22 protein-coding genes are annotated in these 22,541 nt (G+C 38.8%); 21 read left to right on the top strand and 1 reads right to left on the bottom strand.

Features of this window, described 5'->3' with window-relative positions; genetic code table 11:
• Positions 1-5: 5 nt before the first annotated feature.
• On the bottom strand, positions 6-914 hold the full coding sequence (locus V6260_RS11180) for a 1-aminocyclopropane-1-carboxylate deaminase/D-cysteine desulfhydrase (RefSeq protein WP_341594151.1): 909 nt from the start codon (positions 912-914) through the stop codon (positions 6-8).
• A gap of 78 nt (positions 915-992) precedes the next feature.
• Here V6260_RS11180 and V6260_RS11175 point away from each other — a divergent pair, with 78 nt between their 5' ends.
• The 21 genes from V6260_RS11175 (at position 993) to V6260_RS11075 (ending at position 22,540) form a co-directional block, all read left to right on the top strand.
• The gene (locus V6260_RS11175) at positions 993-1,916 is read left to right on the top strand and encodes an MSHA biogenesis protein MshI (RefSeq protein WP_341594150.1); all 924 of its coding nucleotides are present in this window, start codon (positions 993-995) and stop codon (positions 1,914-1,916) included.
• Positions 1,913-2,512 carry a PilN domain-containing protein gene (locus V6260_RS11170; protein WP_341594149.1) on the top strand — a complete coding sequence of 200 codons (600 nt, stop codon included), beginning with the start codon at positions 1,913-1,915 and terminating at the stop codon, positions 2,510-2,512. Before V6260_RS11175 ends, V6260_RS11170 begins: the two co-directional genes overlap by 4 nt.
• Positions 2,509-3,186: an agglutinin biogenesis protein MshJ gene (locus V6260_RS11165; RefSeq protein WP_341594148.1), complete on the top strand. Its 678-nt coding sequence runs from the start codon at positions 2,509-2,511 to the stop codon at positions 3,184-3,186. Before V6260_RS11170 ends, V6260_RS11165 begins: the two co-directional genes overlap by 4 nt.
• Positions 3,164-3,490 (top strand): agglutinin biogenesis protein MshK, encoded by a 327-nt coding sequence (locus tag V6260_RS11160; RefSeq protein WP_341594147.1) that lies wholly within the window; start codon positions 3,164-3,166, stop codon positions 3,488-3,490. Before V6260_RS11165 ends, V6260_RS11160 begins: the two co-directional genes overlap by 23 nt.
• Positions 3,474-5,132 carry a pilus (MSHA type) biogenesis protein MshL gene (mshL, locus tag V6260_RS11155; protein WP_341594230.1) on the top strand — a complete coding sequence of 553 codons (1,659 nt, stop codon included), beginning with the start codon at positions 3,474-3,476 and terminating at the stop codon, positions 5,130-5,132. The genes V6260_RS11160 and mshL overlap by 17 nt, the downstream gene beginning before the upstream one ends.
• Positions 5,133-5,134: 2 nt before the next feature.
• Entirely contained in the window at positions 5,135-6,037 is a 903-nt protein-coding gene (locus tag V6260_RS11150) for an ExeA family protein (RefSeq protein ID WP_341594146.1), read from the top strand.
• A complete protein-coding gene (locus tag V6260_RS11145) occupies positions 6,034-7,176 on the top strand; it encodes a tetratricopeptide repeat protein (protein ID WP_341594145.1) in 1,143 nt (380 codons plus the stop codon). Before V6260_RS11150 ends, V6260_RS11145 begins: the two co-directional genes overlap by 4 nt.
• Positions 7,173-8,900 carry a GspE/PulE family protein gene (locus V6260_RS11140; protein ID WP_341594144.1) on the top strand — a complete coding sequence of 576 codons (1,728 nt, stop codon included), beginning with the start codon at positions 7,173-7,175 and terminating at the stop codon, positions 8,898-8,900. Before V6260_RS11145 ends, V6260_RS11140 begins: the two co-directional genes overlap by 4 nt.
• The gene (locus V6260_RS11135; RefSeq protein ID WP_341594143.1) at positions 8,887-10,107 is read left to right on the top strand and encodes a type II secretion system F family protein; all 1,221 of its coding nucleotides are present in this window, start codon (positions 8,887-8,889) and stop codon (positions 10,105-10,107) included. Before V6260_RS11140 ends, V6260_RS11135 begins: the two co-directional genes overlap by 14 nt.
• Before the next feature lies 1 nt (position 10,108).
• Positions 10,109-10,690, top strand: coding sequence for a pilus assembly FimT family protein (locus tag V6260_RS11130; protein ID WP_341594142.1), 582 nt, complete (start codon positions 10,109-10,111; stop codon positions 10,688-10,690).
• 22 nt (positions 10,691-10,712) lie between these two features.
• Positions 10,713-11,273, top strand: coding sequence for a prepilin-type N-terminal cleavage/methylation domain-containing protein (locus V6260_RS11125; RefSeq protein WP_341594141.1), 561 nt, complete (start codon positions 10,713-10,715; stop codon positions 11,271-11,273).
• A gap of 8 nt (positions 11,274-11,281) precedes the next feature.
• Positions 11,282-11,773, top strand: coding sequence for a type II secretion system protein (locus tag V6260_RS11120; protein WP_341594140.1), 492 nt, complete (start codon positions 11,282-11,284; stop codon positions 11,771-11,773).
• Positions 11,760-12,296: a type II secretion system protein gene (locus tag V6260_RS11115; protein WP_341594139.1), complete on the top strand. Its 537-nt coding sequence runs from the start codon at positions 11,760-11,762 to the stop codon at positions 12,294-12,296. The genes V6260_RS11120 and V6260_RS11115 overlap by 14 nt, the downstream gene beginning before the upstream one ends.
• Positions 12,296-13,135: a type II secretion system protein gene (locus V6260_RS11110; protein ID WP_341594138.1), complete on the top strand. Its 840-nt coding sequence runs from the start codon at positions 12,296-12,298 to the stop codon at positions 13,133-13,135. Before V6260_RS11115 ends, V6260_RS11110 begins: the two co-directional genes overlap by 1 nt.
• On the top strand, positions 13,125-13,616 hold the full coding sequence (locus V6260_RS11105; RefSeq protein ID WP_341594137.1) for an agglutinin biogenesis protein MshP: 492 nt from the start codon (positions 13,125-13,127) through the stop codon (positions 13,614-13,616). The genes V6260_RS11110 and V6260_RS11105 overlap by 11 nt, the downstream gene beginning before the upstream one ends.
• Entirely contained in the window at positions 13,613-17,353 is a 3,741-nt protein-coding gene (locus V6260_RS11100; RefSeq protein WP_341594135.1) for an H-type lectin domain-containing protein, read from the top strand. The genes V6260_RS11105 and V6260_RS11100 overlap by 4 nt, the downstream gene beginning before the upstream one ends.
• A 121-nt stretch (positions 17,354-17,474) precedes the next feature.
• Positions 17,475-19,517 carry a formylglycine-generating enzyme family protein gene (locus V6260_RS11095; protein WP_341594133.1) on the top strand — a complete coding sequence of 681 codons (2,043 nt, stop codon included), beginning with the start codon at positions 17,475-17,477 and terminating at the stop codon, positions 19,515-19,517.
• 96 nt (positions 19,518-19,613) lie between these two features.
• Entirely contained in the window at positions 19,614-20,657 is a 1,044-nt protein-coding gene (locus tag V6260_RS11090; protein ID WP_341594132.1) for a rod shape-determining protein, read from the top strand.
• Entirely contained in the window at positions 20,657-21,499 is an 843-nt protein-coding gene (gene mreC / locus V6260_RS11085) for a rod shape-determining protein MreC (RefSeq protein ID WP_341594131.1), read from the top strand. Before V6260_RS11090 ends, mreC begins: the two co-directional genes overlap by 1 nt.
• Positions 21,492-21,971, top strand: coding sequence for a rod shape-determining protein MreD (gene mreD, locus V6260_RS11080; protein WP_341594130.1), 480 nt, complete (start codon positions 21,492-21,494; stop codon positions 21,969-21,971). Before mreC ends, mreD begins: the two co-directional genes overlap by 8 nt.
• Positions 21,971-22,540, top strand: a complete 570-nt coding sequence (locus V6260_RS11075; protein WP_341594128.1) for a Maf family protein — start codon at positions 21,971-21,973, stop codon at positions 22,538-22,540. The genes mreD and V6260_RS11075 overlap by 1 nt, the downstream gene beginning before the upstream one ends.
• Position 22,541: the final 1 nt, after the last annotated feature.

Here is a 22,541-nt window from a genome sequence, read left to right as displayed (position 1 = left end):
TCTGTTTAAATTAGCCCTCTGTACTTTAACCCATTTAAACCTTGAAGCCCTCCAGTATGAATAGCAATAATTTTACTTCCGGGTGGAAAGTAGTCTTGCTCGATGAGTTTCCATAATGCATACATCATTTTTCCACTATAAATAGGCTCAAGGGGGAGGTTGTATGTGTGGTTCATCTCCTGGCAAAATTGCCATAGGGCAGGAGAAAACTTGCCATAACCCCCATCATGAAAATCAGTAAGTAGCTGCCAGTTATCTTGTTTCTCTGCTTTACTACTTAATTTCTTTACTTCAGCATTTAAGTATTGCGCTTGTTTAAGAACAGCAATTCCGATTATGTGTGTATTTGCCTTGCTACCTTCAATTAAGCCAGCCAGAGTGCCCCCACTACCAGTTGGACATACTAAATAGTCATGCTCTGGTAAACTGTGAACTAGTTCTTTACACCCTAATAAAGCATGTTCGTTAGTACCACCTTCCGGGATTATAAAAGCGTTTGGAAAACGCCTCTGTAGAGTTTCTAAGTATCGCTGATCGTACCGCTGCTTATATTCAATACGATTAACTACATGAAGTTGCATACCACATTGCTTAGCAAACTGAAGGGTTGGGTTATCACTATCAAGTTCTGGTCCACGTATTATTGCATGAGTCTTAATATTAAACTCTTTCCCTGCCGCTGCGCATGCGTGAATATGATTCGAAAAAGCCCCCCCAAAAGTAAGTAACTCTGTTTTGTTTAGCTCTTTCATATGGACTAAATTGTATTTTAATTTACGCCATTTGTTACCACTTATTAATGGATGAAGTAAATCATCACGTTTTACACCTAAGTAAATATTTCTCTTTTTTAGATACGCTGTATCTATTTGTTGAATATAGTTATTTTCGTTTATTTTGAGTGATTGAATCATTTTATATTCGTTTTCAACTTGGCAAAGTAAATATAATGTACGACACTTTAATAATACATTATTAACAATAGTAGCTATATGAAAGAAAAGCTGTTTTCATGGTTAAATCGTAGTTTAGATCCTAATACAGCTATTGGTGTTGCTGCTTATGCAGGTACTGTTAACGCAGTATGTTTAAAAAAACAAAGCGACCAATGGATTGTTCACAGTTTTTACAGTGTAACTGTGGCTGAGCAAGCCGATTATACAGCCGCTATTGTCGCTTGCACAAATCAAGTTTCTACAGACATTTGTGCAGTTAATTTGGTTATACCACATTATTTTTATCAAATAGTGCAAATGGATAAACCAAACCTTAGTGATGAAGAGATAATACAGTCACTCCCTTGGACTACAAAAGATTTAGTTGATATAACCCCCGAAAACATAGTTGCTGACTTTATTGACTACCCAATAACGTTACCAATGCAAAGCAGCAAAATGAATGTATTTATTACTAACAAACTGCAGCTACTTCCGTTTATAGATAGTTTTGAACAAACCAAGCCTGTTTTACGTGCAATGACCTCTGAGGAGATGGTTTTAGTTACCTTATTTGGCACGTATAAAGAAGCGCACATGTTAATTGTTCAACATGCTAATCATGAACCTCGAATTTTAATTATCCGTGATGGGAAATTGGTGCTAGCTAGGCGATTAAACGGTTTTTTAGGTATTTCTGATAAAGATCAAAATCAAGAGCTAGTAGAAGCGTTAGGATTAGAAATTCAACGTTCAATGGACTTTTTTGAAAGCCAGCTTAAGCAACCACCAATTCGAAGTATTCAGCTACAGTGCGACGACTTATCGTCACTCACTTTAAGGGCAAGTCTTGCAGAGTTTTTACAAATCAAGGTTGTAGATTTTACGCCTAATTTAGAATTAACGCAGCAATTAGAGCCAAATTTTTATTATGCACTCGGTGCAGCTTATCAATTAACTGATCCGGAGTCTGTGCGATGAAAACCCGGATTAACTTTTATCAAAAAACCTTACGCGTACGGCGAGATCCAGTTCCTTTGTCAGGAATGATTACACTGTGGTTGGGGGCGCTATTAATTATTGCAATCACGTGGGCTTTTTATAGTTATAAAGCCTATTCAAGTGAGCTGGATTTAGAAAAAAATAGGCAAGACCTCAAGCAAGGTAAAGCTCAGTTAGAAGTTTTAAAACAAAAGCTTGCAGAGAAACAAAATAAAACACGGTTTATTAATGAGTTAAAAAAACTTCAGCAAGAGGTTTTACATAAGCAGCAAATATTTAGCTATTTAGAACAAAGCTCAGTTCAATCTGCCACTGATTACGCTCAAGTAATGCAAGATTTAGCAAAGTATCATGAACCTAGTATTTGGCTTACGCATATTAAATTTGTAGGGCAAAGTGTCACGTTTCAAGGGCAAGTATCTCAGTCAAAATTTTTACCTATATGGTTTAATAATTTAAAGCAGTCACCTTTTTTTATTGATAAAGAGTTTTCAGTTTTAGAGCTGTCAATAAAAGATGGTCTGAGTGAATTTAATGTAGCGACTGACCTTACTGATAAAGGCGCTAAACCATGAATAACAAAAAGGACAAAGGTTGGCCTATTTGGGCAAAGTATCGAGCACAATTTGCATCGCTTCAAAAGCGTGAGAAGTACTCTACTGTATTTGTTGGCTTATTCATGGTGATTTACTTAGGCCTGTGGTTTGTTATTTTTCCACAGCAAGACGAAGTTGCTCATATTCGTTCTGAACAAAATATTGCGCTACAGGAATTGCAGCAAATAAATGCACAGCTTTCAATGTTAAATCAAGCGCTTAATCACGATTACACTAAACTGTTACGCGCTCAAATAGCACAGACAAGAAATAAGTTAGAGGATATCAATAATCAGCTTAATAGTTTTAGCCAAGGCTTTGTTGCCGCTAAAAATGTACCTGCTGTTTTAAAAGACTTACTCGTAGATAGTAGCGATGTGAGAGTGAGTAGTTTTAATGTAAAGCCTGCACAGGCTATAGATGTTGAAAAGTTGGGTGAGCATGATACGCAAACACTATTTTTTGAGCATCAAATGGTGGTTACTTTGGAAGGTAGTTATTTTAGCCTACAAAAATATTTAGCAGCCTTAAAAAATAATCAAGAAAAATTATTGATACAAGAGTTTAGTTACCAGGTACTAACGTACCCACAAGCTGAGCTAACTTTACAAATTGCTACAGTGAGCGCTAATGAAAAATTTATCGCATTATAATTTATATTTTTTATTACTTTTGTTTACTTTCGCACCCAGTGCATTAGCGCAATTACGTGATCCTACTCAACCAAATATGTATGTAAGTAACAACCAGACTGTAACTCAAAACACAGAACTCAAATTGCAATCTATTATTAAAAACAGTACAGCATTTAAGGCCATCATTTCCGGCCATATTTATCGAGTTGGTGATGCTGTAGACGATTTTCGGGTGCTAAGCATTAACTCAAAGCAGGTTGTGTTAGCAAATGACGATAAACAAATAAAATTAGAATTATATGACTATGAAATTAAAAAATAATTTATCTTACCCGTGGCTTGTTATTTTATTATTGCCTACATTTTTAACTGCGTGCCATAGCTTTAAACCAGGTAAAGAGGTTAAAACGCATATAAAGCAAGAGTTAGCAGCAAAACCAGCCGAGGCTAAAGTCATTGCGCCTCTACAAATGCCAAGTGAACTTACACAAAGCTTGTTGTCATCTATAAATAATGACCAAACAATAAGTGATGATTTATCAATCAAGCGTTTTGATGTGGCTGCAAATGACGTTGAAATAGGTGCTTTTTTTGCAGGTTTAACAGACGATACACCTTTCAGTGTGGCTGTACACCCTGAGGTAAATGGCACCATTAGTTTAAACCTTAAAAGCGTGACATTTAATGAAGTTATTGCTGTCATTAAGAGAATGTATCCACTAGATATTGTTAATGAAGGACGAATTGTGCAGGTGCTACCAGCCAAAATGCGCATAGAAACAATACCTGTAAATTATTTAATGATGCAACGACATGGTCAGTCCACCGTGAGTGTTGTTGCTGGTGGTGTTAGTCAGTTTGCGCAAAGCGGCAGTGGCTCAAGTGGTTCAAGTTCAGGTAGTAGTAACCAGCAAAATAGTGAGTTTGGCAGCGATAACCAAAACTTAGATTTAAATGGTTCTCGAATTCAAACTATCAATAAAAACGATTTTTGGAAAGAGTTAGAAGTTGCGCTTAAATCTTTTATTGGCGCAAATGATGGTCGCTACGTTATTGCTAGTCCACAAGCAAGTTTGGTAACGGTTAATGCATTACCAAGTGAGATTAGTCAGCTAAAAGAATTTTTACGCCAAAGCCAAGAGAATTTGCAACGCCAAGTTATTCTTGAAGCCAAAATAATAGAAGTAACTTTAAAAGACGAGTACCAGCAGGGTGTTAACTGGGAGCGTATAGCGAGTGGCTTAGAAGGCGGTATTTCGTTTGCTACAACAGCGGGCTCTACTATAAGTAATAGTATTTCTGCAGCCATTGGTGGAGCGTCGTCGTTAACTATTCAAAAAGGAGACTTTAACGGGGTTATTAATTTGCTAGAAACCCAAGGTGATGTGCAAATGTTATCTAACCCTCGAGTTACCGCTACAAACAATCAAAAAGCGGTTATAAAAGTAGGACAAGACGAATACTTTGTTACTAATGTATCAAGTACTACGGTAACAGGTACATCGACTACAACGTCTCCAGAAATTGACTTAACGCCATTCTTTTCAGGGATTGCATTAGATGTAACGCCGCAAATTGATAAGTACGGCTCAGTAATTTTGCATGTTCACCCTTCGGTTACAGAAACTGAGGAGCAATTAAAAGTAATTACCTTAGACGATCAACGCTTCGAATTACCGCTAGCACAAAGTAACATTCGAGAATCAGATACTGTTATTCGCGCCCAAAGTGGTGAAATAGTTGTTATTGGTGGTTTGATGCAAACATCAACACAAGATGAAGAATCCAAAACCCCCGTGCTGGGTGATATCCCCATGTTTGGCAACTTATTTAAAAGTATTCGTAAACGCCAAGAGAAAAAAGAGCTGATTATTTTAATCAAACCAACGGTTGTCATGCCAGATACGTGGAAAAAACAACAAGGTGAAAGCCGTCAGCTTTTAAAAACATGGTATGAAAACTAACTATGTATTTAAGCTTTTTTAATTTAAGTGAAATGCCTTTCACGCTAACCCCTAACACAGAATTTTTTTGTGCACTTGAACCCCACCACGAAGCGATGCAAGTGTTAACAACAGCTATTGAAATGGGTGAGGGGTTTATTAAGGTCACCGGGGAAGTAGGGACAGGTAAAACGCTACTTTGTAGAAAGTTATTAAATCAACTTGAGCCAGATTATATTGTGGCTTACTTACCTAACTCTTATTTAAGCCCAGAAGAGCTTAGATGGGCGATTGCAATTGAGCTAGGTATGGATGTAGATAAAGCATTAGATCAACAAACACTAGGGCAGCTTATAAATCATCACTTATTGGATTTACAAGAAGATAATGAGCGTGTAGTGCTTTTGATAGATGAGGCGCAATGCTTGAGTTGGGAGACTTTAGAGGCGTTGAGATTATTTACAAACTTAGAAACAGAAAGCGAAAAGTTGATTCAAGTTGTGTTATTTGGGCAACCAGAGCTTGATGAAAAACTGGCAAATAATAAAGTCAGGCAATTACGCCAGCGTATTAGTTTCTCTTATAAATTAAGAGCCATGACAGGCGCTGAAGTTATTTATTATATAAATCATCGCCTGCAAGTTGCAGGGTTTAATAGGCCTCCTTTGTTTAATAATAGTATGGGGCTCAAAATTGCTAGAGCTAGCCGTGGAATTCCTAGATTAGTTAATATTTTATGCCACAAAGCACTATTACAAGCTTACGGTGAAGGGTTAAATACAATAACAAATCGCCATATTCAACTTGCTATAAAAGATACCGAAGACTGCGCAAAATATCGAACCGGACAATATTGGAGCTACAGTGCTTTAATGTTTAGTGCTTTAGCTATTGCTGCCATATGGTTATGGAGGCAGTGGTTATGAGCGTTATAAATAATATGCTTAAAAATATTGAGCAACGAGAAGCTAAACAAATAAGCACCCAAGAAGGTATAAGCGTAAAGCCGATATATGATGTAAAAAATATTGCATTTAAAACCGTAATTGTACTTATTATGCTAAGTATCATTTTTTTAGCATACCTGTATTTACCGACCGCTGACAAAAAAGAGATTCAACGTGAGCCTGTGTTACTACCTCAAAAAATAGTCGCTGCTCTAAGCCCTAATGTATCTGATAATCAAGATAAAAAGAGCAATGTGGAAGCTTTAGTTGAGCAAGATGTTGTGAAAACGGTTGTGCAAATTGAGCAAATAAGGTCAGAAGTGAATGATTTAGCTGAATCTGAATTAAGTGAAGCAACATTACTGGTTTCTCAACCAATGGCTGAGCCAGTTGTAATTGCCGAGGTTAAACAAAGCCCTGCACTAGCTAAAAATAATGTGCTGGTAACTAGCGAAGTTACTGTCAGCAAGCCAAAAATTACTCCAATGACTAAAACGAAGCCTCAAAATATGATGACTAAAAGCGTAGCTGAAGCTAAGTCGCCACAGACTTTATTAGTTGAGCAATTAGCCGCAGCTAAACAGGCAATACAGTTTGGCTTATACAACGAAGCAATTAGTGATTTAAATATTATTTTAGCGCAATTGCCTTTACACGTAGAGGCTCGAAATTTACTAGCTGCAACCTACTTTAAACAACAAGATGTAAATTCGGCACAACAGGTTTTGCAAGCGGGTATTCGCCAAAACCCTAACGTACTTGAATGGCGTGTAATGCTAAGCAAAATACTCATTATGCAACAGCAGTATGAAGAAGTATTGCTGCTCTTAAGTGGTGAATTTGAGGCTCAAGCAAATCTTGATTTTTGGGTGTTGCAAGGTACTGCAGCGCAAAGTGCAAGTATGCACTATAAAGCACTTGAAAGTTTTAAACATCTTACACAGCTCCAGCCTAGTCAAGCTAAGTGGTGGTTGGCACTTGCAACCTCAAAAGATGCACTGGGAGAATACCTGGAAGCTAAACAGCTTTACAAAGTAGCTCTAGATTTAGGCGGATTAAACACAGCTATGACCCAGCATGCATTAAAGCGTTTAGTTGCACTAAAGGAGGCTGTATGAGACCTAGTTTAAAAATGCGCTTAGGGGACTTACTTGTGCATGAGCACATGATCACCGAAGCGCAACTAAGTGAAGCATTAAATATTCAAGCGGCAACGGGTCGTAAATTAGGCTCGACGCTTATTACACTTGAGTTTATTAGTGAACCACAGCTATTACGTTTTTTAGCTCAGCAATTACAAGTACCCTTTTTAGATATATCACAGAGAAAAATATCAGCTGATGTATCTAAGCTTTTATCTGAGGTTTATGCACGTCGCTACAGAGCATTAGTAATTGAAGACAATGGTGACTCTGTTTTGCTCGGGATGAGCGATCCTGCTGATTTAAGGGGGCTTGACCAACTTGCAACTATGCTTGCTCCTAAACGAATAGATTTAGCTGTCGTACAAGAAAGTCAAATAATGGCTGCGTTTGACAATGTATATCGTCGTACAGATGAAATTACTAACTTTGCAGCACAGCTTCATGAAGAATACCAAGACGTAGAAGAGTTTGATTTAAATTCTTTAGGTGATGAGACATCTGATGCAACCGTTGTAAAGTTATTGCAATCAATATTTGAAGATGCGGTGCAAGTTCGCGCATCTGATATTCACATAGAGCCAGATGAAGGTTTATTGCGTATTCGCCAACGTGTAGATGGCATATTACAAGAGCACACTCTTAATCAAGTAAAAATAGCATCTGCATTAGTATTACGTTTAAAGCTTATGTCGGGATTAGATATATCTGAAAAACGCCTTCCTCAAGATGGTCGCTTTAATATAAAAGTGCGCAGCCATAGTATTGATGTGCGCCTCTCTACAATGCCGGTTCAGCATGGTGAGTCAGTTGTAATGCGTTTGCTTGATCAATCAGCAGGGCTATTATCGTTAGATGAAACAGGGATGCCAGTACACATATTAAAGCGAGTGCGCAGTATTATAAAGCGTCCGCATGGTATGGTTTTAGTTACTGGACCAACAGGCTCAGGTAAAACAACCACACTTTATGGTGCATTAAGTGAGTTAAACCAACAAGAAAGTAAAATTATTACAGTAGAGGATCCCGTTGAGTATCGTATTGGCCGTATTAACCAAGTACAAATAAATAATAAAATAGGGCTTAGCTTTGCAAGTATTTTACGGACCGCTCTAAGGCAGGATCCTGACATTATAATGGTTGGCGAAATGCGTGACCAAGAAACGGTAGACATTGGATTAAGAGCCGCTTTAACAGGTCATCTCGTGTTATCAACGCTACATACTAATGATGCAATCACTAGTGCTATGCGCTTAATCGACATGGGCGCACCAGCCTACTTAGTGGCAAGTTCACTGCGCGCTATTATTGCCCAACGATTAGTAAGACGAGTATGTAATGACTGTAGAGTACCGTACTTGCCAGATCATCAAGAAATAAGTTGGCTAAAATATTTAGGCGAAGATGTTACTGATGCTCAATTTTCTAAAGGGCAAGGTTGCACAGCATGTAACCATAGTGGTTATAAAGGGCGTGTAGGTATTTTTGAGTTGCTCGAAATGGATGATGCAATGATGGATGCATTACGAGTTAACGACACGCAAGGTTTTGCAAAAGCTGCTAAAAACAGCGCGAATTTTTCGCCGCTCTCAACAATGGCATTAAACTACGCCAAGCAAGGTATTACCTCTTTAGATGAGGTATTTAAAGTGGCTGAATATATCCCCGAGATAGTAGGGGATATTAATGCAACTATATAGCTATAAAGCGAAAGACAGCAAAGGTATGTTGGTTAAAGGCCAATTAGAAGCGAGTAACCAAGCTGGCGTAGCTGATAGTTTAATGAAACGTCAATTTATACCAATATCAATCTCCTTAGTTGAAACAAAAAATAACATCAAAATTTTTGATAATTTATTTGTCGAAAAAATAACGCTAGACGACATGATTATGTTTTCTAGGCAAATGTATTCGCTATTAAAAGCAGGGATACCAATTATACGAGCTATGGTTGGGCTGGCAGATACAACACAAAATAAAAAATTTAAAAATGTACTAATAGAAGTTACCAAGCAGCTTGAACAAGGCCGCGATTTATCCAGTGCAATGGCGATACATAACGAGGTATTTAGCCGATTAACCGTGTCAATGGTAATGGTTGGTGAAGGTTCTGGCCGGTTAGAAGATGCTTTTTATCAACTCGCTATTTATTTTGAGAAAGAACAAGAAACCCGAAAGCGTATAAAAGCAGCTATGCGCTACCCTACTTTTGTTATTTTTGCTCTAGTAGCGGCTATGATTATTTTGAATATTTTCGTTATTCCTACCTTTGCCAGTATGTTCGAAAAATTTGATGCCGAATTGCCGTTAATGACTCAAATATTAATTGGCACTAGCAGCTTTTTTGTTAACTACTGGTGGTTATTGTTGGTGATGGGTATTGGTTCTGTTTTTGCTTGGATGCGTTATTTAAATACAGAACCAGGACGCTTTAAGTGGGATCAATATAAATTAAAAATTCCTTTTATTGGGGATATTTTAAAACGTACGTTGCTTGCACGTTACAGTCAAAGTTTAGCTATGGTATTGCGCTCTGGTGTGCCTATGACCACTGGTTTATCGCTAACAGCGCATGCTGTGGATAATAGCTATATGGAAAAAGCGATTATGACTATGCGCCAAGATATAGAAAAGGGCGATAGTTTACTTAGAGCGTCAAAAAGCTCTGAGCTATTTTCTCAGCTTGTATTACAGATGGTGGCGGTAGGTGAAGAAACCGGTCGGGTTGATGAGCTACTTCAAGAAGCAGCTGACTATTATGAGCGTGAAGTTGATTATGACTTACGAAGCCTAACCGCAAAAATAGAACCTATTTTAACGGTGTTTGTTGCCATTATGGTGCTGATTTTAGCACTGGGTATATTTATGCCGATGTGGAACATGATGTCGGCAATCAAAGGTAATTAACGTGAATGCAATAACTAACTCAAAAGGTTTCTCATTATTTGAGTTAGTTATTGTTGTTATTTTACTGGCAGTAATTTTGAGCTTTGCTATACCTCAATATATAGGTATTAAAAATCAAGCGCATAATGCAAGCGTAGATGCTATTGCGGGTAGTTTTTCATCGGCTGTTGGCATGGTTAGAGGTCAATGGGAGTTAGAAGGGAGACCAAATAGTAAGTCACATATAACATTCGTTAATTATGGAGGAGTGATAGTTGCTGTTGATGGATCGCTAGGTACACCAACGGGTGATGGAACAGAAAAAAAAGATACTCGCGCAGAGTCTATAAATGCTTATAAATGCCGCCAAGTATTAAATGTAATTTTACAAGATGCACCAAGTAGTACCTCAAGTAGTGAAATATCGATAATAAAAAGTGTAAGTTTTTTAGTTAGGTACAATGCAGAAAGTACGCAATGCGTCTACTATTTAACTTATACCATTGATATTAAAAGTATACCTACCAATACGGGTGAAATATCAGGTTTAACAGGTTTTTCATACTTTGCTAAAACAGGCAAAGTAAAAATATTTAAAAACTAAGTAATTAAAAAGAGGCTTATTTATGAAAACGCAATCGTTAAAAAGTTTACCAATGAATAAACAAGCAGGTTTTACACTTGTTGAATTAATCATCGTAATTGTTATTTTAGGCATTTTAGCCGTTACCGCAGCCCCTCGCTTTTTAAACTTGCAAGGTGATGCCAATGCTTCAACACTTGAAGGCCTTCAGGGTTCTATTCGCAGTGGCATGAATATTGTGAATGGCAAATCTATTATTGCTAGTAATCACAAAAAAGCATCTGAATCTGTAACAGTAGATACTGGTGCACCAGTTCCTACGGTATATGGTTATCCAGCAGCAACAGAGGCTGCCTTTGAAGCCTTTTTAGATGTCGACTTTGCTGATGGTACTGCTGATGTAGATGGTACTCCTGATACAGTGGATTCAAAAGACTTTAATATAGATACTGCTACAGCAAATAAAGCTATTATTTTTCCTAATAGTTATCTTGTAGGGGACGATTGCCGTATTGAATATACGGCAGCTACAAATTCGGGTGATGCTACAAGCTCTGTTGTTGTAGTGCCACCAGTAATAACACTTGTTACTACGGGTTGTTAATTACATAAATGATAAGCAGTAGTAAGCAACGATTGCGTGGCTTCACACTCATTGAGTTAATTATTACTCTAGTGATATTGGGAATACTGTCGGTAACGGCAGTTCCCAAATTTCTGGGCAGCTCAACAGAAGATGCATACTCATATCGAGACCGTACTTTAAATGCACTGAGAACAGTGCAGTTACGTGCAATGCAAAATACAGCGACAACAAGTTGCCATACTCTTTATATAACCTCCACACTTATTGCTCCCCCCACACCTGATACATGTATCGGTGGCGCTGATGCTAATAACACCGATCATTTAGTGGTACAAATAGACACGCAAAGAAGTGATATAACCTTTAACGCTTTAGATAGTAACGCGAATATATTTACTCAAATTAGCTTTGATCCTTTAGGTAAATCAAATCAAACTTGTACTATACAATGTCGAATAGATATTGGATTAGCTGGCGTATGCATCAGTGGCGAAGGGCTTATATATGCGTGCCCTTAAACTAAAAGGTTTTACTCTAATAGAGCTTATTATTGGCATAGTAATGTTTGCTATCGCGCTTAGCATTATTACCGCTTTAATAGCCCCACAAGCCAAAAAAAGTGCAGAGCCAATTATTGCTTTAAGAGCCTCTGAATTTGGTCAATCATTAATGAACGAAATTCAAAGCAAGTCGTTTGATGAGCACAGCGATAGAAGCGCTCCTTTTAGACGTTGCGGCGAAACAAGCTTAGGTGCAGAGCCCTGTACAGCAGCTGGCGATTTAGGCACCGACTCAGAATCTCGAACCAGCTATAACGATGTAGATGACTATATTGCACTTTCTAATCAACCTATTACAAATAGTTTGGGTGAGGTGTTAAGCGATTACAGTGACTTTAACTTAGTTGTTACTGTTGAGTACGATAGCGACTTTAACGAACTGACCATCAACGATGGCACAACCTTTAAGCGTATTACTATTGAAGTAACATCACCCTTAGGTGAAGTTTACGGATTTAGTGCATATAAAGGGAATTACTAATGCCAAGAGCTAAATACCAAAATGCATTTACACTTATAGAATTGTTACTTGTCATGATTATTATTGGCATTTTAGCCGTAAGTGCGTTTTCGTTTATTGGTGCAGGTGTCAGTATTTACTCACAAGGTGTAAAGCGCCAAGAAGCGGTTGCACAAGCTCGTTTTTTAATAACGCGACTTAGTAAAGAGCTTCGCCACGCTACACCAAATTCATTAAGGCTTTCTTGCGATAACAGTACTAGCGGAGCGTGTAGTGCACAGCAGTGCTTAGAATTTACGCCATTTTTGTCGGCCACCCACTATACAAATTACCTACCTACCGTAGCGCCTTTTAATGTTAGCGCTGTTGATTTTGAACTTAATAACTTAACGCAACCGCAAGCTGGAGATTGGGCAACTATTTATCCATTAAGCAGTGCTGATATATATGATGAAAATAATAATAAGCGCTTGCAAGTATCAGCATTTAATAGTTCAGCGAGTGCAATTGATGAGTGGCAATTTAGTAAAGCATTTGCTCAAGAGTCTCCAAGTAAACGTCTCTATTTACTTTCAGAACCTGTAAGTTTTTGTGTTGAAGGGCAATATTTATATAGATATACCAATTACGGTTTTACTATTAATCAATTAGATGCAGTGGGCTTACAAGTAAGCAGTGGTGTTAAGCGTGATTTATTAGGTATTTATATTGCAAATAATTTAGCGAGTGATTTGTTTTTTACTCTTGATGCGCTCTCCTTACAAAGAAATGCTGTGCTTAATGTAAATGCACAAATGCAATTTAACTATACTGAAGTAATGAACTTTAACCATGAGGTGCATATTCCTAATGTACCTTAAAAAAAATCCTCACGGAAAAGCCTTACCCAGTAAACAAAAAGGGAACTTAATAATTGTTTCTTTAGTCATTATTGTTGCTTTATTAGCACTGGGATTGGCACTAGTTAAAGTGCTTTTTGGTGCATCACAACAAAACACGATTGAGTATTACGGCGCTCGTGCTTATATGGCGGCGCAAAGCGGATTAGAAAGTGGTTTAACACAACTATTTCCAATAAATAGCTCAGTTCAAAGCTGTGCATCAGTTACTACTGATTTAACCTACCAAACTACATATTTAGCTAACTGTAAAGTAGTGATAAGTTGCGATGAATATATAGACCTACCCGACAGCAGTACAGCAAATGGACTTGTGAATATATATTATCTACAAAGCAGTGCAACGTGCGCTGCAATTGATTGCCCTGCAGGGAGTAGCTGCAGAAAAGACTATTGGCAAACACAAAGAACACTAAGCGTAGAGGCTAAAACATTACCATGATGAAAAATGCATTAGTCATTATACTTTTTAGCTGCGTATTGCTTTGTAATTACGCAAACGCGGTACCGCCTAAAATTGAAGGGCGCTATATTGAGCTGCAAGACACATATACATCACCTATTTGGACAAAAATAAACTTTCAACAGCAATACATAACACCACCTGCTGTTTTTATGCTCTCAACAAACCAAGGCGGAAACCCCGCAATAATAAGAATACGTAATATAACCACAACCAGTTTTGAGGCACTACCTCTTGAGCCTTCGAGTGAGGATGGTGAGCACGTTACGATGGGAGCTCATTATTTGGCTGTTGAATATGGCGTACATGAGTTTCCTGATGGAACAATTATGGAAGTTGGGAGCACAGATTTGCAGCTAGAACTGCAGTACGGTCCTAAGTCAGGTTTCTCTCCATTTACGCCAAAAGGTTATAAGCAGTTAATGTTTGCTGAGCCATTTTCACAAAGGCCGAACTTTTTCCATTCATTACAAACGCTCAACAGCATAGATAGTAACCCACCTACTCAAGCATTAGTGCCTTTTTTGACCGTTGCAGTAGAAAGCAATTCCTTATCTGCTAGCGGCGTTAATATTGCTTTAGAAGCTTCAGAAACAGCGCTCGGCGTTATAAAAAGTGAGACAGTTGCTTATATGGCTGTAGAGCCTGGGAGTAACCGCGTATTTACAGACGATAATGGACTTGAAGTATCTTGGGAAACATTTTTTACCGGCTTTGAAGTTGACGGTTGGAGCAATGGCTGTAATTACTTTAGTTTTACTAATAGCTTTAGTGTAGCTCCATTAGTTGTAGCAAGTAAAAACTCTCACTTAGAGGATGACGGTGGTTGGTTACGCAGCTGTAACCTACGAACCGACAGGCTAGGGCTCGTTGTGGATGAAGATCGTGATGGCGATAACGAGCGAAACCACGTAAAAGAAGAAGCTTCAATACTCGCTATGACCAGTACCTTCGTATTTAATGGTGATATTTTAGATTGTGATACGTTATTCCCGGGCGCTATTTCTACTTATAATAATGGTGAGGTGCAGTTGGTTCAGGGGGTAGAAATAACAGATGGTAATGCGCAATTTGTCACAACCAGGAATTTAATTTCTACAGCGCTGACAAGTCCTCCATTATGTAATGGTCAGGCATGTGTTGCTGGTGGCTATAACTCTTTAGAGCCTAATCAAGCAGCACAGGTGCCAACGGTTACAAATGATGGTAGTTCAACGGGGCCAGTACCTACTTCCTTAGCTGGCGATTATTACTACGATGAGTTGCAATTAAGTATGCTGGAAACCGAGTACCGAGTAACAGCGCCTACACGTATTTTTTTAAAAGACACAACCTCTCTTCTATCAACTTCATTTTTGAATATAGGTAAAACAAATATAGTGGTAGAAACTGGCGCGTACTTGGCTATTTATGTGGATGGTGCGGTTGCTATTGCTGCCGATGCCAATATTGCGGCCTACATTGTTGCCACTGGAGAGGTAAGAATTGCACAAAATGTAACATATCAGGGGTCAATTACATCCGGTACACAAATTATTACTGAAGGGAGCTCAAAATTTGACGCTCTACCAGTGCCAGAGAGTATTCCTGGCTTTTGTGGAATTTATACACCAGAAACCCTAGATCATTATCGTTTAACAATAAGCGATAACAAAGGTTTAACGTGTGAAGCTAAAGAAATGACACTCACAGCGTGTGCAAATGACGCCTGCGACTTATTGTTTGCTGAGCCGTCTAGTTTGAACCTTTCTCCAGATAATAGTGGGCAACAAAGCTGGGTTACGGGGGAGAATATTAATTTTACAGGCTCAACAACTGTTGAGTTTGCCAAACGTACAACTGGTAGCGTTACATTTGGGTATAACACTGCAGATCCTTCGGCTCCTCTTCGTTGTTACATCGGTGGTAATAATGTTGGTTTGAGCGGCTGTAAAGTCACATTTTCTGAGGCAGGGTTTATTTTTAATAACGAAACCGATGGCAATACTACAATTCCTACTCAGTTATCAGCAAAGCCTTCAAATACTGGATTTAATGCAAAAGCGCTATTTATTCAGGCGGTAAAAACAAATACCACAACGGGAGTATGTGAAGCGGCGTTTCCCGCCGGTGGCGATGTAAACTTAGATTTATCGTACACATGCAGTGCTGGTGCAAGTTGCTCTGATACAGTATCGCTAAGTAATAACAATAATAACTTTGCTATTGAGCAAGCAGCTAAACCATTCATACTAAATTTTGATAGTGAGTCTAAAGCGCTGATTGTTATAAATTATCCCGATGCAGGAAAGTTGAGTTTAAATGTAAAAACTAATTTAATTTTAGACCCAGTTACCAACTTATCAGTCAATTTAACAGGTAGTTCAAACGAATATGTTGTAAAGCCATTTGGATTAGCAATGAGCGTTGCAAGTGATGGCTATGCAGCAGACGCTGATGGAAGTTTATTTAGATTAACAGGCGAAGCATTCGATTTAAAAATGAATGCGGTGCAATGGCGGTCAGGGCAAGACACTAATAACGATGGTTTTCCAGACAGCTACGGCAATATTATAAATAACCCCATAGCTAAACATTTTATTACAGAGCAGCCATTGGTTGAGGCAACGCTTAAAGCACCTACACCAGGCATTTCAGGTACGCTTGAAGCGATGAGTACATCATCTTTTAGTGATACAGGTAATTTGAGTGAATCTATATCGCAATACAATTACGACCAAGTTGGCATCATTGATTTAACAGCAGGTCTTCAAGATGCTGATTACTTTGGTGCAGGAGATGTAAAAGGTGAACTATACAATGTTGGCCGCTTTGCACCTTCACAGTTTCAGGTAATGGGGGTCCAAGCCGTCGCTCAATGCACGCAATATGGCAGTAATTTAACTTACCTTGATCAACCTTTTGAACTTGGCTTTACAGTACAAGCCCTAAATCAAAACGGTGAGTTAATGACTAATTATAAAGAGGGGTTTGATAAGTCCAGTGTAGCTATTAATGCAGAAAATAATGAAGTAGGTAACTATGTACCCGCAACTAGTTTTACTAGCCGCTTAGTAAACCTAGGGAATAATAACTGGGGAGATATAAGCGACGGCCAATGGCAAATGAGCCAAATAAACACCACACTCAAAAGATTAGGTGTAGGGCAACCAGATGGGCCATTTGCCATGGTCAGTTTGATGGCAACGCTTTCTAACATAGAAGGGGCAACACTAATTGATGCAAACGATAAACCAAACACACAAGCATCATGTTCGGGTGGCTGTAATAGTTTACGACTAAATGACTTACCAATAGAGTTTAGATTTGGACGTTTAGTACTTGGTAATAACGCAGGCTCCGACCTTGACCCTTTACTTATACCTATGCAGGCTCAGCATCACAACGGCAGCGGGTTTGTGAATAATGCAGAAGATAACTGTAGTGTATTTGATCATACCCAAATCACTCAAATATCACCTAACAGCCCGCAATTAGCCTATGAATATGAAACGGGTGTATCTGGCCAGTTAGAAGCGGGAGTATATCCTGCAAACAATGGTATTTATGCACAGCCAAATGGTTTGGGTGAATTTATCTTAGAGTATAATACTTATGATTGGTTAAAGTGGGATTGGAAAGGCGATAGAACACAGCTAGATCCTCATACTATTTTACAATTTGGACGCTTTAGAGGAAATGATCGGGTTATTTACTGGCGTGAAACACGTGAATAGTTGTAAACTAAGATATTAATTGAACAAAGCTTGTGTTTTGTGCTGCAAGTACATAGCATAAGGCCTTAATTATAAAAAATAATAACGACCAAATAATTGCCGCTTTTTGGGATTGGAATATATGCGAATTACTCCTTTATATCTGTTAATTACAGCTAGTTTGTTAGCAAGTAGTGCATTTGCACAAGACACAGCTACAGTAACTGGAATTGAGTCAGAGATTAGTGTTAAACAAACAGAATACGATAACTCGACAAAAATACTTGAAAAACATCTCAAAGAAGAAAGTCAGTTACAAAATCAACTAGAGCTACTTCGTTCTCGTTCTACAGAGCTAGACAAAGAAAAAAATCAAGCGCTCGATGCGATGAATGAAATGTACCGCCGATTAATCGATGATCCCACACTTGATATAAGCACCGCTCAATCGCGTTATCAAAAGGCAGTGGTTGATCATAAGCAAAATAAAGATGATATTTCTATGCAGTTGGCGGCAATTGCATCCCACCGTAAAGATATAGAGCAAATTCGTGTTGCTAAACATACGCTTTTAAATACATTAGAGAGCTTAAAAGAACAATTAACCACAGCCAGAGTTGAGCGTTTACGCAATGAATTTACGCGTGAAGGAACGCTTGAGGTTAACCATACTATTAATTGTAAGCGAACAGAAACATTAGCAGCGTGTGAACAACGTGGTCAGCAAATGGGCATGCAAAAAGCAACTAAACGTTTTGTAGATCAAATTTTTGCAAACCTAACAGAAGAACGCATAGTTGAACCAAAGCGTAATTTAGCTGGCGCTCAAGTACAAATTTTAAGTAGTCATGTAGTTAATAGTGCATTTAGTGGTCAGGGTAACTACAACGTTAACTTAAGCGTAACTATGCGCGGTGAGGTTAATAGCAGCCGTTTATGTAGCTTATTAAGCATAGATAATCGTTACTGTTCTGAATATGGAACTCCACTTACTGCTATGTATCAGCCAGCTTATAGCACAACATATTCTGATAGTCAGTTAACATTCAGTAATACCAAGGATAATGCCGGCACAGTATCTGTTTCTCAGTTACATGAGCAACCAGCATATGATTCTTTAGGACAGCCTGTAATACAAAATCGTAATGTTATTACTAATCAAGATGAAGCAGAACCAGTAGAGTTGACGCTTCGTTCTAATGTATATGATGATGAAGTATTTATTGATGGCGTTAGTTTTGGTTCTACGCGATTAGTAACGAATTTGCCCCGTGGCATTCACAACGTTGAAATCCGTAAATTAGGCTATAAGCCATTTCAGGCTCGTGTGGATTTAAATAAAGCGCAAACTATTCACGCAAATTTAGTAAAAAAGTCTGAGTCGATTGCTGCACCGACCTACACTAGTGAGCAACCAGAAGTAACAACTCGTAAAATAAGTGAAAACGTTAACGTATTAAATGCAAACGTTGAAACACCTGTAGTAGTTATACCTGCTGGTAAGTTCAAGATGGGTGATATTAACGGCAATGGTTTAGCTAATGAACGCCCTGTAGTTGAAAAAGTAATAGCGAATTCTTTTGCTATGCAAAGTAAGGAAGTTACTGTTGGTGCTTACGAAAAATTTATATCCAATACCGGTTATAAGACGCAAGCAGAGCAGAGTAAAGGGTGTGCATATTACTTAAATGGTGAACCAGTATGGGATGCTGATTTAAATTGGCGTAATCCTGGTTATGAACAGAGTAATGACAATCCTGCCGTATGCTTAACTTACAATGATGCAAAAGCTTATGCTGAATGGTTATCAGGGCAAACAGGTCAACAATTTCGTTTACCAAGTGAAGTAGAGTGGGAGTATGCCGCACGTGCGGGAACCGAAACAGAATATCCTTGGGGTAACGAAATTGGTAAAAACTTAGCTAACTGTGGTTGGTGTGGTAGTGAGTGGTCAAATAAGCGCGCTGCGCCGGTTGGTTCTTTCTCCCCTAATGCGTTTGGGTTATATGATACTGTAGGTAACGTATGGGAATGGACTAATCAGGAGTTAGACAAGCAGGATATATCTGTTCGAGGAGGGGCATGGAATTTTGCTCCAAGTCTTGCTCGTGCATCAACTCGTTTAATTTTAGCACCTGATTTTAGAGCTAATTATATTGGCTTTCGCTTAATGCGAGAGCGATAACTTTTACAAGGAAGCCTCTGTTTTTTTGTTTCAAATTATTAAACTAAAAATTAGAGTGTCAGTTAACACAAAATATTTCAAAGGTCATCCAGCCTCATGTTTAAAAAACTCCGTGGTATTTTTTCTAACGATCTGTCGATCGACTTGGGTACAGCCAATACCCTAATTTATGTTAAAGAAGAAGGTATTGTATTAAACGAACCTTCTGTTGTTGCTATTCGCCAAGAGCGTGCTGGTGGACCTAAAAGTGTTGCATCTGTAGGTACAGAAGCAAAACAAATGCTAGGTCGCACACCAGGTAACATTAAAGCAATACGCCCAATGAAAGACGGTGTAATTGCCGACTTTTATGTAACCGAGAAGATGTTACAACACTTCATTAAACAAGTGCATAATAATAACTTTATGCGCCCAAGCCCTCGTGTACTAATTTGTGTGCCATGTGGAGCCACTCAAGTAGAAAAACGTGCAATACGTGAATCTGCAATGGGGGCGGGCGCTCGTGAAGTCTACTTAATTGAAGAGCCAATGGCTGCTGCAATTGGAGCAGGTTTACCGGTATCAGAAGCGACTGGATCTATGGTTGTTGATATCGGTGGTGGTACAACGGAAGTTGCTATTATTTCACTAAATGGTGTTGTTTATTCATCATCAGTGCGTATTGGTGGTGATAAGTTTGATGAAGCGATTATTAATTACGTGCGTCGTAACTTTGGTAGTTTAATTGGCGAAGCGACAGCTGAAAATATTAAGCATCAAATTGGCTCTGCATTTAGAACAGACGAGCCAACTGAAATTGAGGTACGCGGTCGAAATCTTGCTGAAGGTGTTCCTCGCTCATTTACGCTTAACTCGCATGAGATTTTAGAAGCTCTTCAGGAGCCTCTAATGGGTATTGTAAGCGCAGTAATGGTTGCTCTTGAGCAATCACCACCAGAGCTTGCGTCAGATATTTCTGCGCACGGTATGGTACTTACCGGTGGTGGTGCCTTACTAAAAGATTTAGATCGTTTATTGATGGAAGAAACGGGTATTCCGGTTGTTGTTGCTGATGATCCACTTACATGCGTTGCACGTGGTGGCGGTAAAGCACTCGAAATGATAGATGTTCATGGTGGTGACGTTTTTAGTTACGACTAATGAAATTAATGTTTGGAAGAACTGTCTCCTTGCAGCTGCGACTTTTTGTCGCAGTGCTTTTGAGTATCGTACTCATAGTTGGAGACCGATATACGCAAGGTGGTACGGTTGTTCGTACTGGCCTTAATACTTTAGTCAGCCCACTAATCTACGTTGCTAATTTACCCTACGAATTATTTAGTTTGAGTGCTAAAAGCCTGCATACGCGAGATCAACTTCTTACCGAAAACGAAGCACTGAAAAAAAAGCAAATGTTGCAAAGTGAGCAGTTGCAGCAGTATCAATTTTTAGTCAGAGAAAACCAAAAGCTACGTGCTTTATTAGGCTCATCTGCTAAGCAATCAAATCGTAAAATTATTGCTCAAGTACTCTCCGTCCATTCTAATCCTTATAGTCATCAGGTCGTTATTAATAGAGGGGCTGCTGATGGGCTTAGCGAAGGACAAGCTGTAATTGATGAAATGGGTGTAGTAGGACAACTTACAAAAGTTGGCTCAATGACTTCACGTGTATTACTAATGACCGACACTACACATGCTACGCCTGTGCGTATACTTCGTAACGATGTACGCACCGTGGTTGAAGGTATTGGTAAAATAAATGTCGTTAAACTCTCACATGTTCCACATAGTTTAGATGTCCGAATTGGAGATGTGCTAGTTACATCAGGATTGGGTGGTACATTTCCAGAAGGTTATCCGGTTGCCGTTGTCACTGAAATTAATCGTGATGAAGGCCGCCCATTCGCACAAGTATTTGCAGAGCCAATAGCACAGTTAGATCGTATTCGTTTACTTGTAATTCTTTGGCGTGCTCAACAGGAGCAAATCAGCGATGATTAATCGTTACTCACTGTCAATTGCGCTAAGCATTTTTTTTGCGTTAATAATGGCTTTAATGCCACTTCCATTTTCGTTTGAACCATTTAGACCTGACTGGGTTTTACTTGTACTCATGTATTGGTCTCTTGCAGTGCCACACCGTTTAAATATTGGTACCGCATGGGTAGTTGGTTTATTAATCGATTTAGCGTCTGGCTCGCCGCTAGGGGTAAATTCGCTTACATTTTCAATATGTATATTTGTAACCGCAAGCAACTTTCAAAAAATTCGCAACTTTTCGCTTTGGCAGCAAAGCTTAATAATTGGTTTGTTTTTAACGCTGTATCATTTAATGCAGTTTTGGCTTAATCACTTTTTGCTAGGGGTTTACTTTAATCCACAGTACTTATGGCCCGTTCTTACCGGAATGGTTAGTTGGTTTTGGGTTTTTTTACTACTACGTAAATATCGCAGACATTTTAGGATTAGGTAATGACTACCGCAGTATATTTGGCATCAGCCTCTCCCCGTCGTAAAGAGTTATTAAGCCAATTAGATATTGAATTTACACAATTTAGTGTTGATGCAGATGAAAGCCCACTTCCAAATGAGCAACCTAAAGCACTTGTTGAGCGTTTAGCGCGTTTAAAAGCACAAAGTGGGGTTGAGCTTGGTTATACTGACCGCCCAGTGCTTGGTAGCGATACTGTAGTTGTCATAGACAACGAGTCATTGGGTAAGCCTCGCGATAAAATTGATTTTACAAATACCCTAAAACGCCTATCGGGTAATACACATCAAGTTCTCACCGCTGTTGCATTTGCAACGCAAAGTGATGTGCTTAGCTGTGTTGTAAGCACTGATGTAACTTTTAAGCCTCTAACAGATGAAGAAATTAATGCCTACTGGGAGTCAGGCGAACCACAAGATAAAGCTGGCGGATACGGTATCCAAGGTTTGGGTGGTCGTTTTGTGACTCACATTGCGGGTAGCTATTTTGCTGTAGTAGGCTTACCTTTATATGAGACCGAACAATTATTACAAGCATTCTTAAGAAGGTAAC

Source organism: Pseudoalteromonas aliena, from assembly GCF_038155085.1.
Taxonomy (GTDB): Bacteria; Pseudomonadota; Gammaproteobacteria; order Enterobacterales; family Alteromonadaceae; genus Pseudoalteromonas; species Pseudoalteromonas aliena_A.
Note: the sequence above shows the minus strand (reverse complement) of the source record. Positions and strands in the feature narration are given on the sequence as shown.

Bases quoted from the DNA above. Each gene is read 5' to 3' on its own strand.
- V6260_RS11075 (WP_341594128.1), top strand. From the start codon at position 21,971: ATGACTACCGCAGTATATTTGGCATCAGCCTCTCCCCGTCGTAAAGAG.
- V6260_RS11145 (WP_341594145.1), top strand. From the start codon at position 6,034: ATGAGCGTTATAAATAATATGCTTAAAAATATTGAGCAACGAGAAGCT.
- V6260_RS11105 (WP_341594137.1), top strand. From the start codon at position 13,125: ATGTACCTTAAAAAAAATCCTCACGGAAAAGCCTTACCCAGTAAACAA.
- mreD (WP_341594130.1), top strand. From the start codon at position 21,492: ATGATTAATCGTTACTCACTGTCAATTGCGCTAAGCATTTTTTTTGCG.
- V6260_RS11170 (WP_341594149.1), top strand. From the start codon at position 1,913: ATGAAAACCCGGATTAACTTTTATCAAAAAACCTTACGCGTACGGCGA.
- V6260_RS11180 (WP_341594151.1), bottom strand. From the start codon at position 914: ATGATTCAATCACTCAAAATAAACGAAAATAACTATATTCAACAAATA.
- V6260_RS11100 (WP_341594135.1), top strand. From the start codon at position 13,613: ATGATGAAAAATGCATTAGTCATTATACTTTTTAGCTGCGTATTGCTT.
- V6260_RS11090 (WP_341594132.1), top strand. From the start codon at position 19,614: ATGTTTAAAAAACTCCGTGGTATTTTTTCTAACGATCTGTCGATCGAC.
- V6260_RS11120 (WP_341594140.1), top strand. From the start codon at position 11,282: ATGATAAGCAGTAGTAAGCAACGATTGCGTGGCTTCACACTCATTGAG.
- V6260_RS11125 (WP_341594141.1), top strand. From the start codon at position 10,713: ATGAAAACGCAATCGTTAAAAAGTTTACCAATGAATAAACAAGCAGGT.
- V6260_RS11115 (WP_341594139.1), top strand. From the start codon at position 11,760: ATGCGTGCCCTTAAACTAAAAGGTTTTACTCTAATAGAGCTTATTATT.
- mreC (WP_341594131.1), top strand. From the start codon at position 20,657: ATGAAATTAATGTTTGGAAGAACTGTCTCCTTGCAGCTGCGACTTTTT.
- V6260_RS11095 (WP_341594133.1), top strand. From the start codon at position 17,475: ATGCGAATTACTCCTTTATATCTGTTAATTACAGCTAGTTTGTTAGCA.
- V6260_RS11110 (WP_341594138.1), top strand. From the start codon at position 12,296: ATGCCAAGAGCTAAATACCAAAATGCATTTACACTTATAGAATTGTTA.
- V6260_RS11135 (WP_341594143.1), top strand. From the start codon at position 8,887: ATGCAACTATATAGCTATAAAGCGAAAGACAGCAAAGGTATGTTGGTT.
- V6260_RS11175 (WP_341594150.1), top strand. From the start codon at position 993: ATGAAAGAAAAGCTGTTTTCATGGTTAAATCGTAGTTTAGATCCTAAT.
- V6260_RS11140 (WP_341594144.1), top strand. From the start codon at position 7,173: ATGAGACCTAGTTTAAAAATGCGCTTAGGGGACTTACTTGTGCATGAG.
- V6260_RS11165 (WP_341594148.1), top strand. From the start codon at position 2,509: ATGAATAACAAAAAGGACAAAGGTTGGCCTATTTGGGCAAAGTATCGA.
- V6260_RS11150 (WP_341594146.1), top strand. From the start codon at position 5,135: ATGTATTTAAGCTTTTTTAATTTAAGTGAAATGCCTTTCACGCTAACC.
- mshL (WP_341594230.1), top strand. From the start codon at position 3,474: ATGAAATTAAAAAATAATTTATCTTACCCGTGGCTTGTTATTTTATTA.
- V6260_RS11160 (WP_341594147.1), top strand. From the start codon at position 3,164: ATGAAAAATTTATCGCATTATAATTTATATTTTTTATTACTTTTGTTT.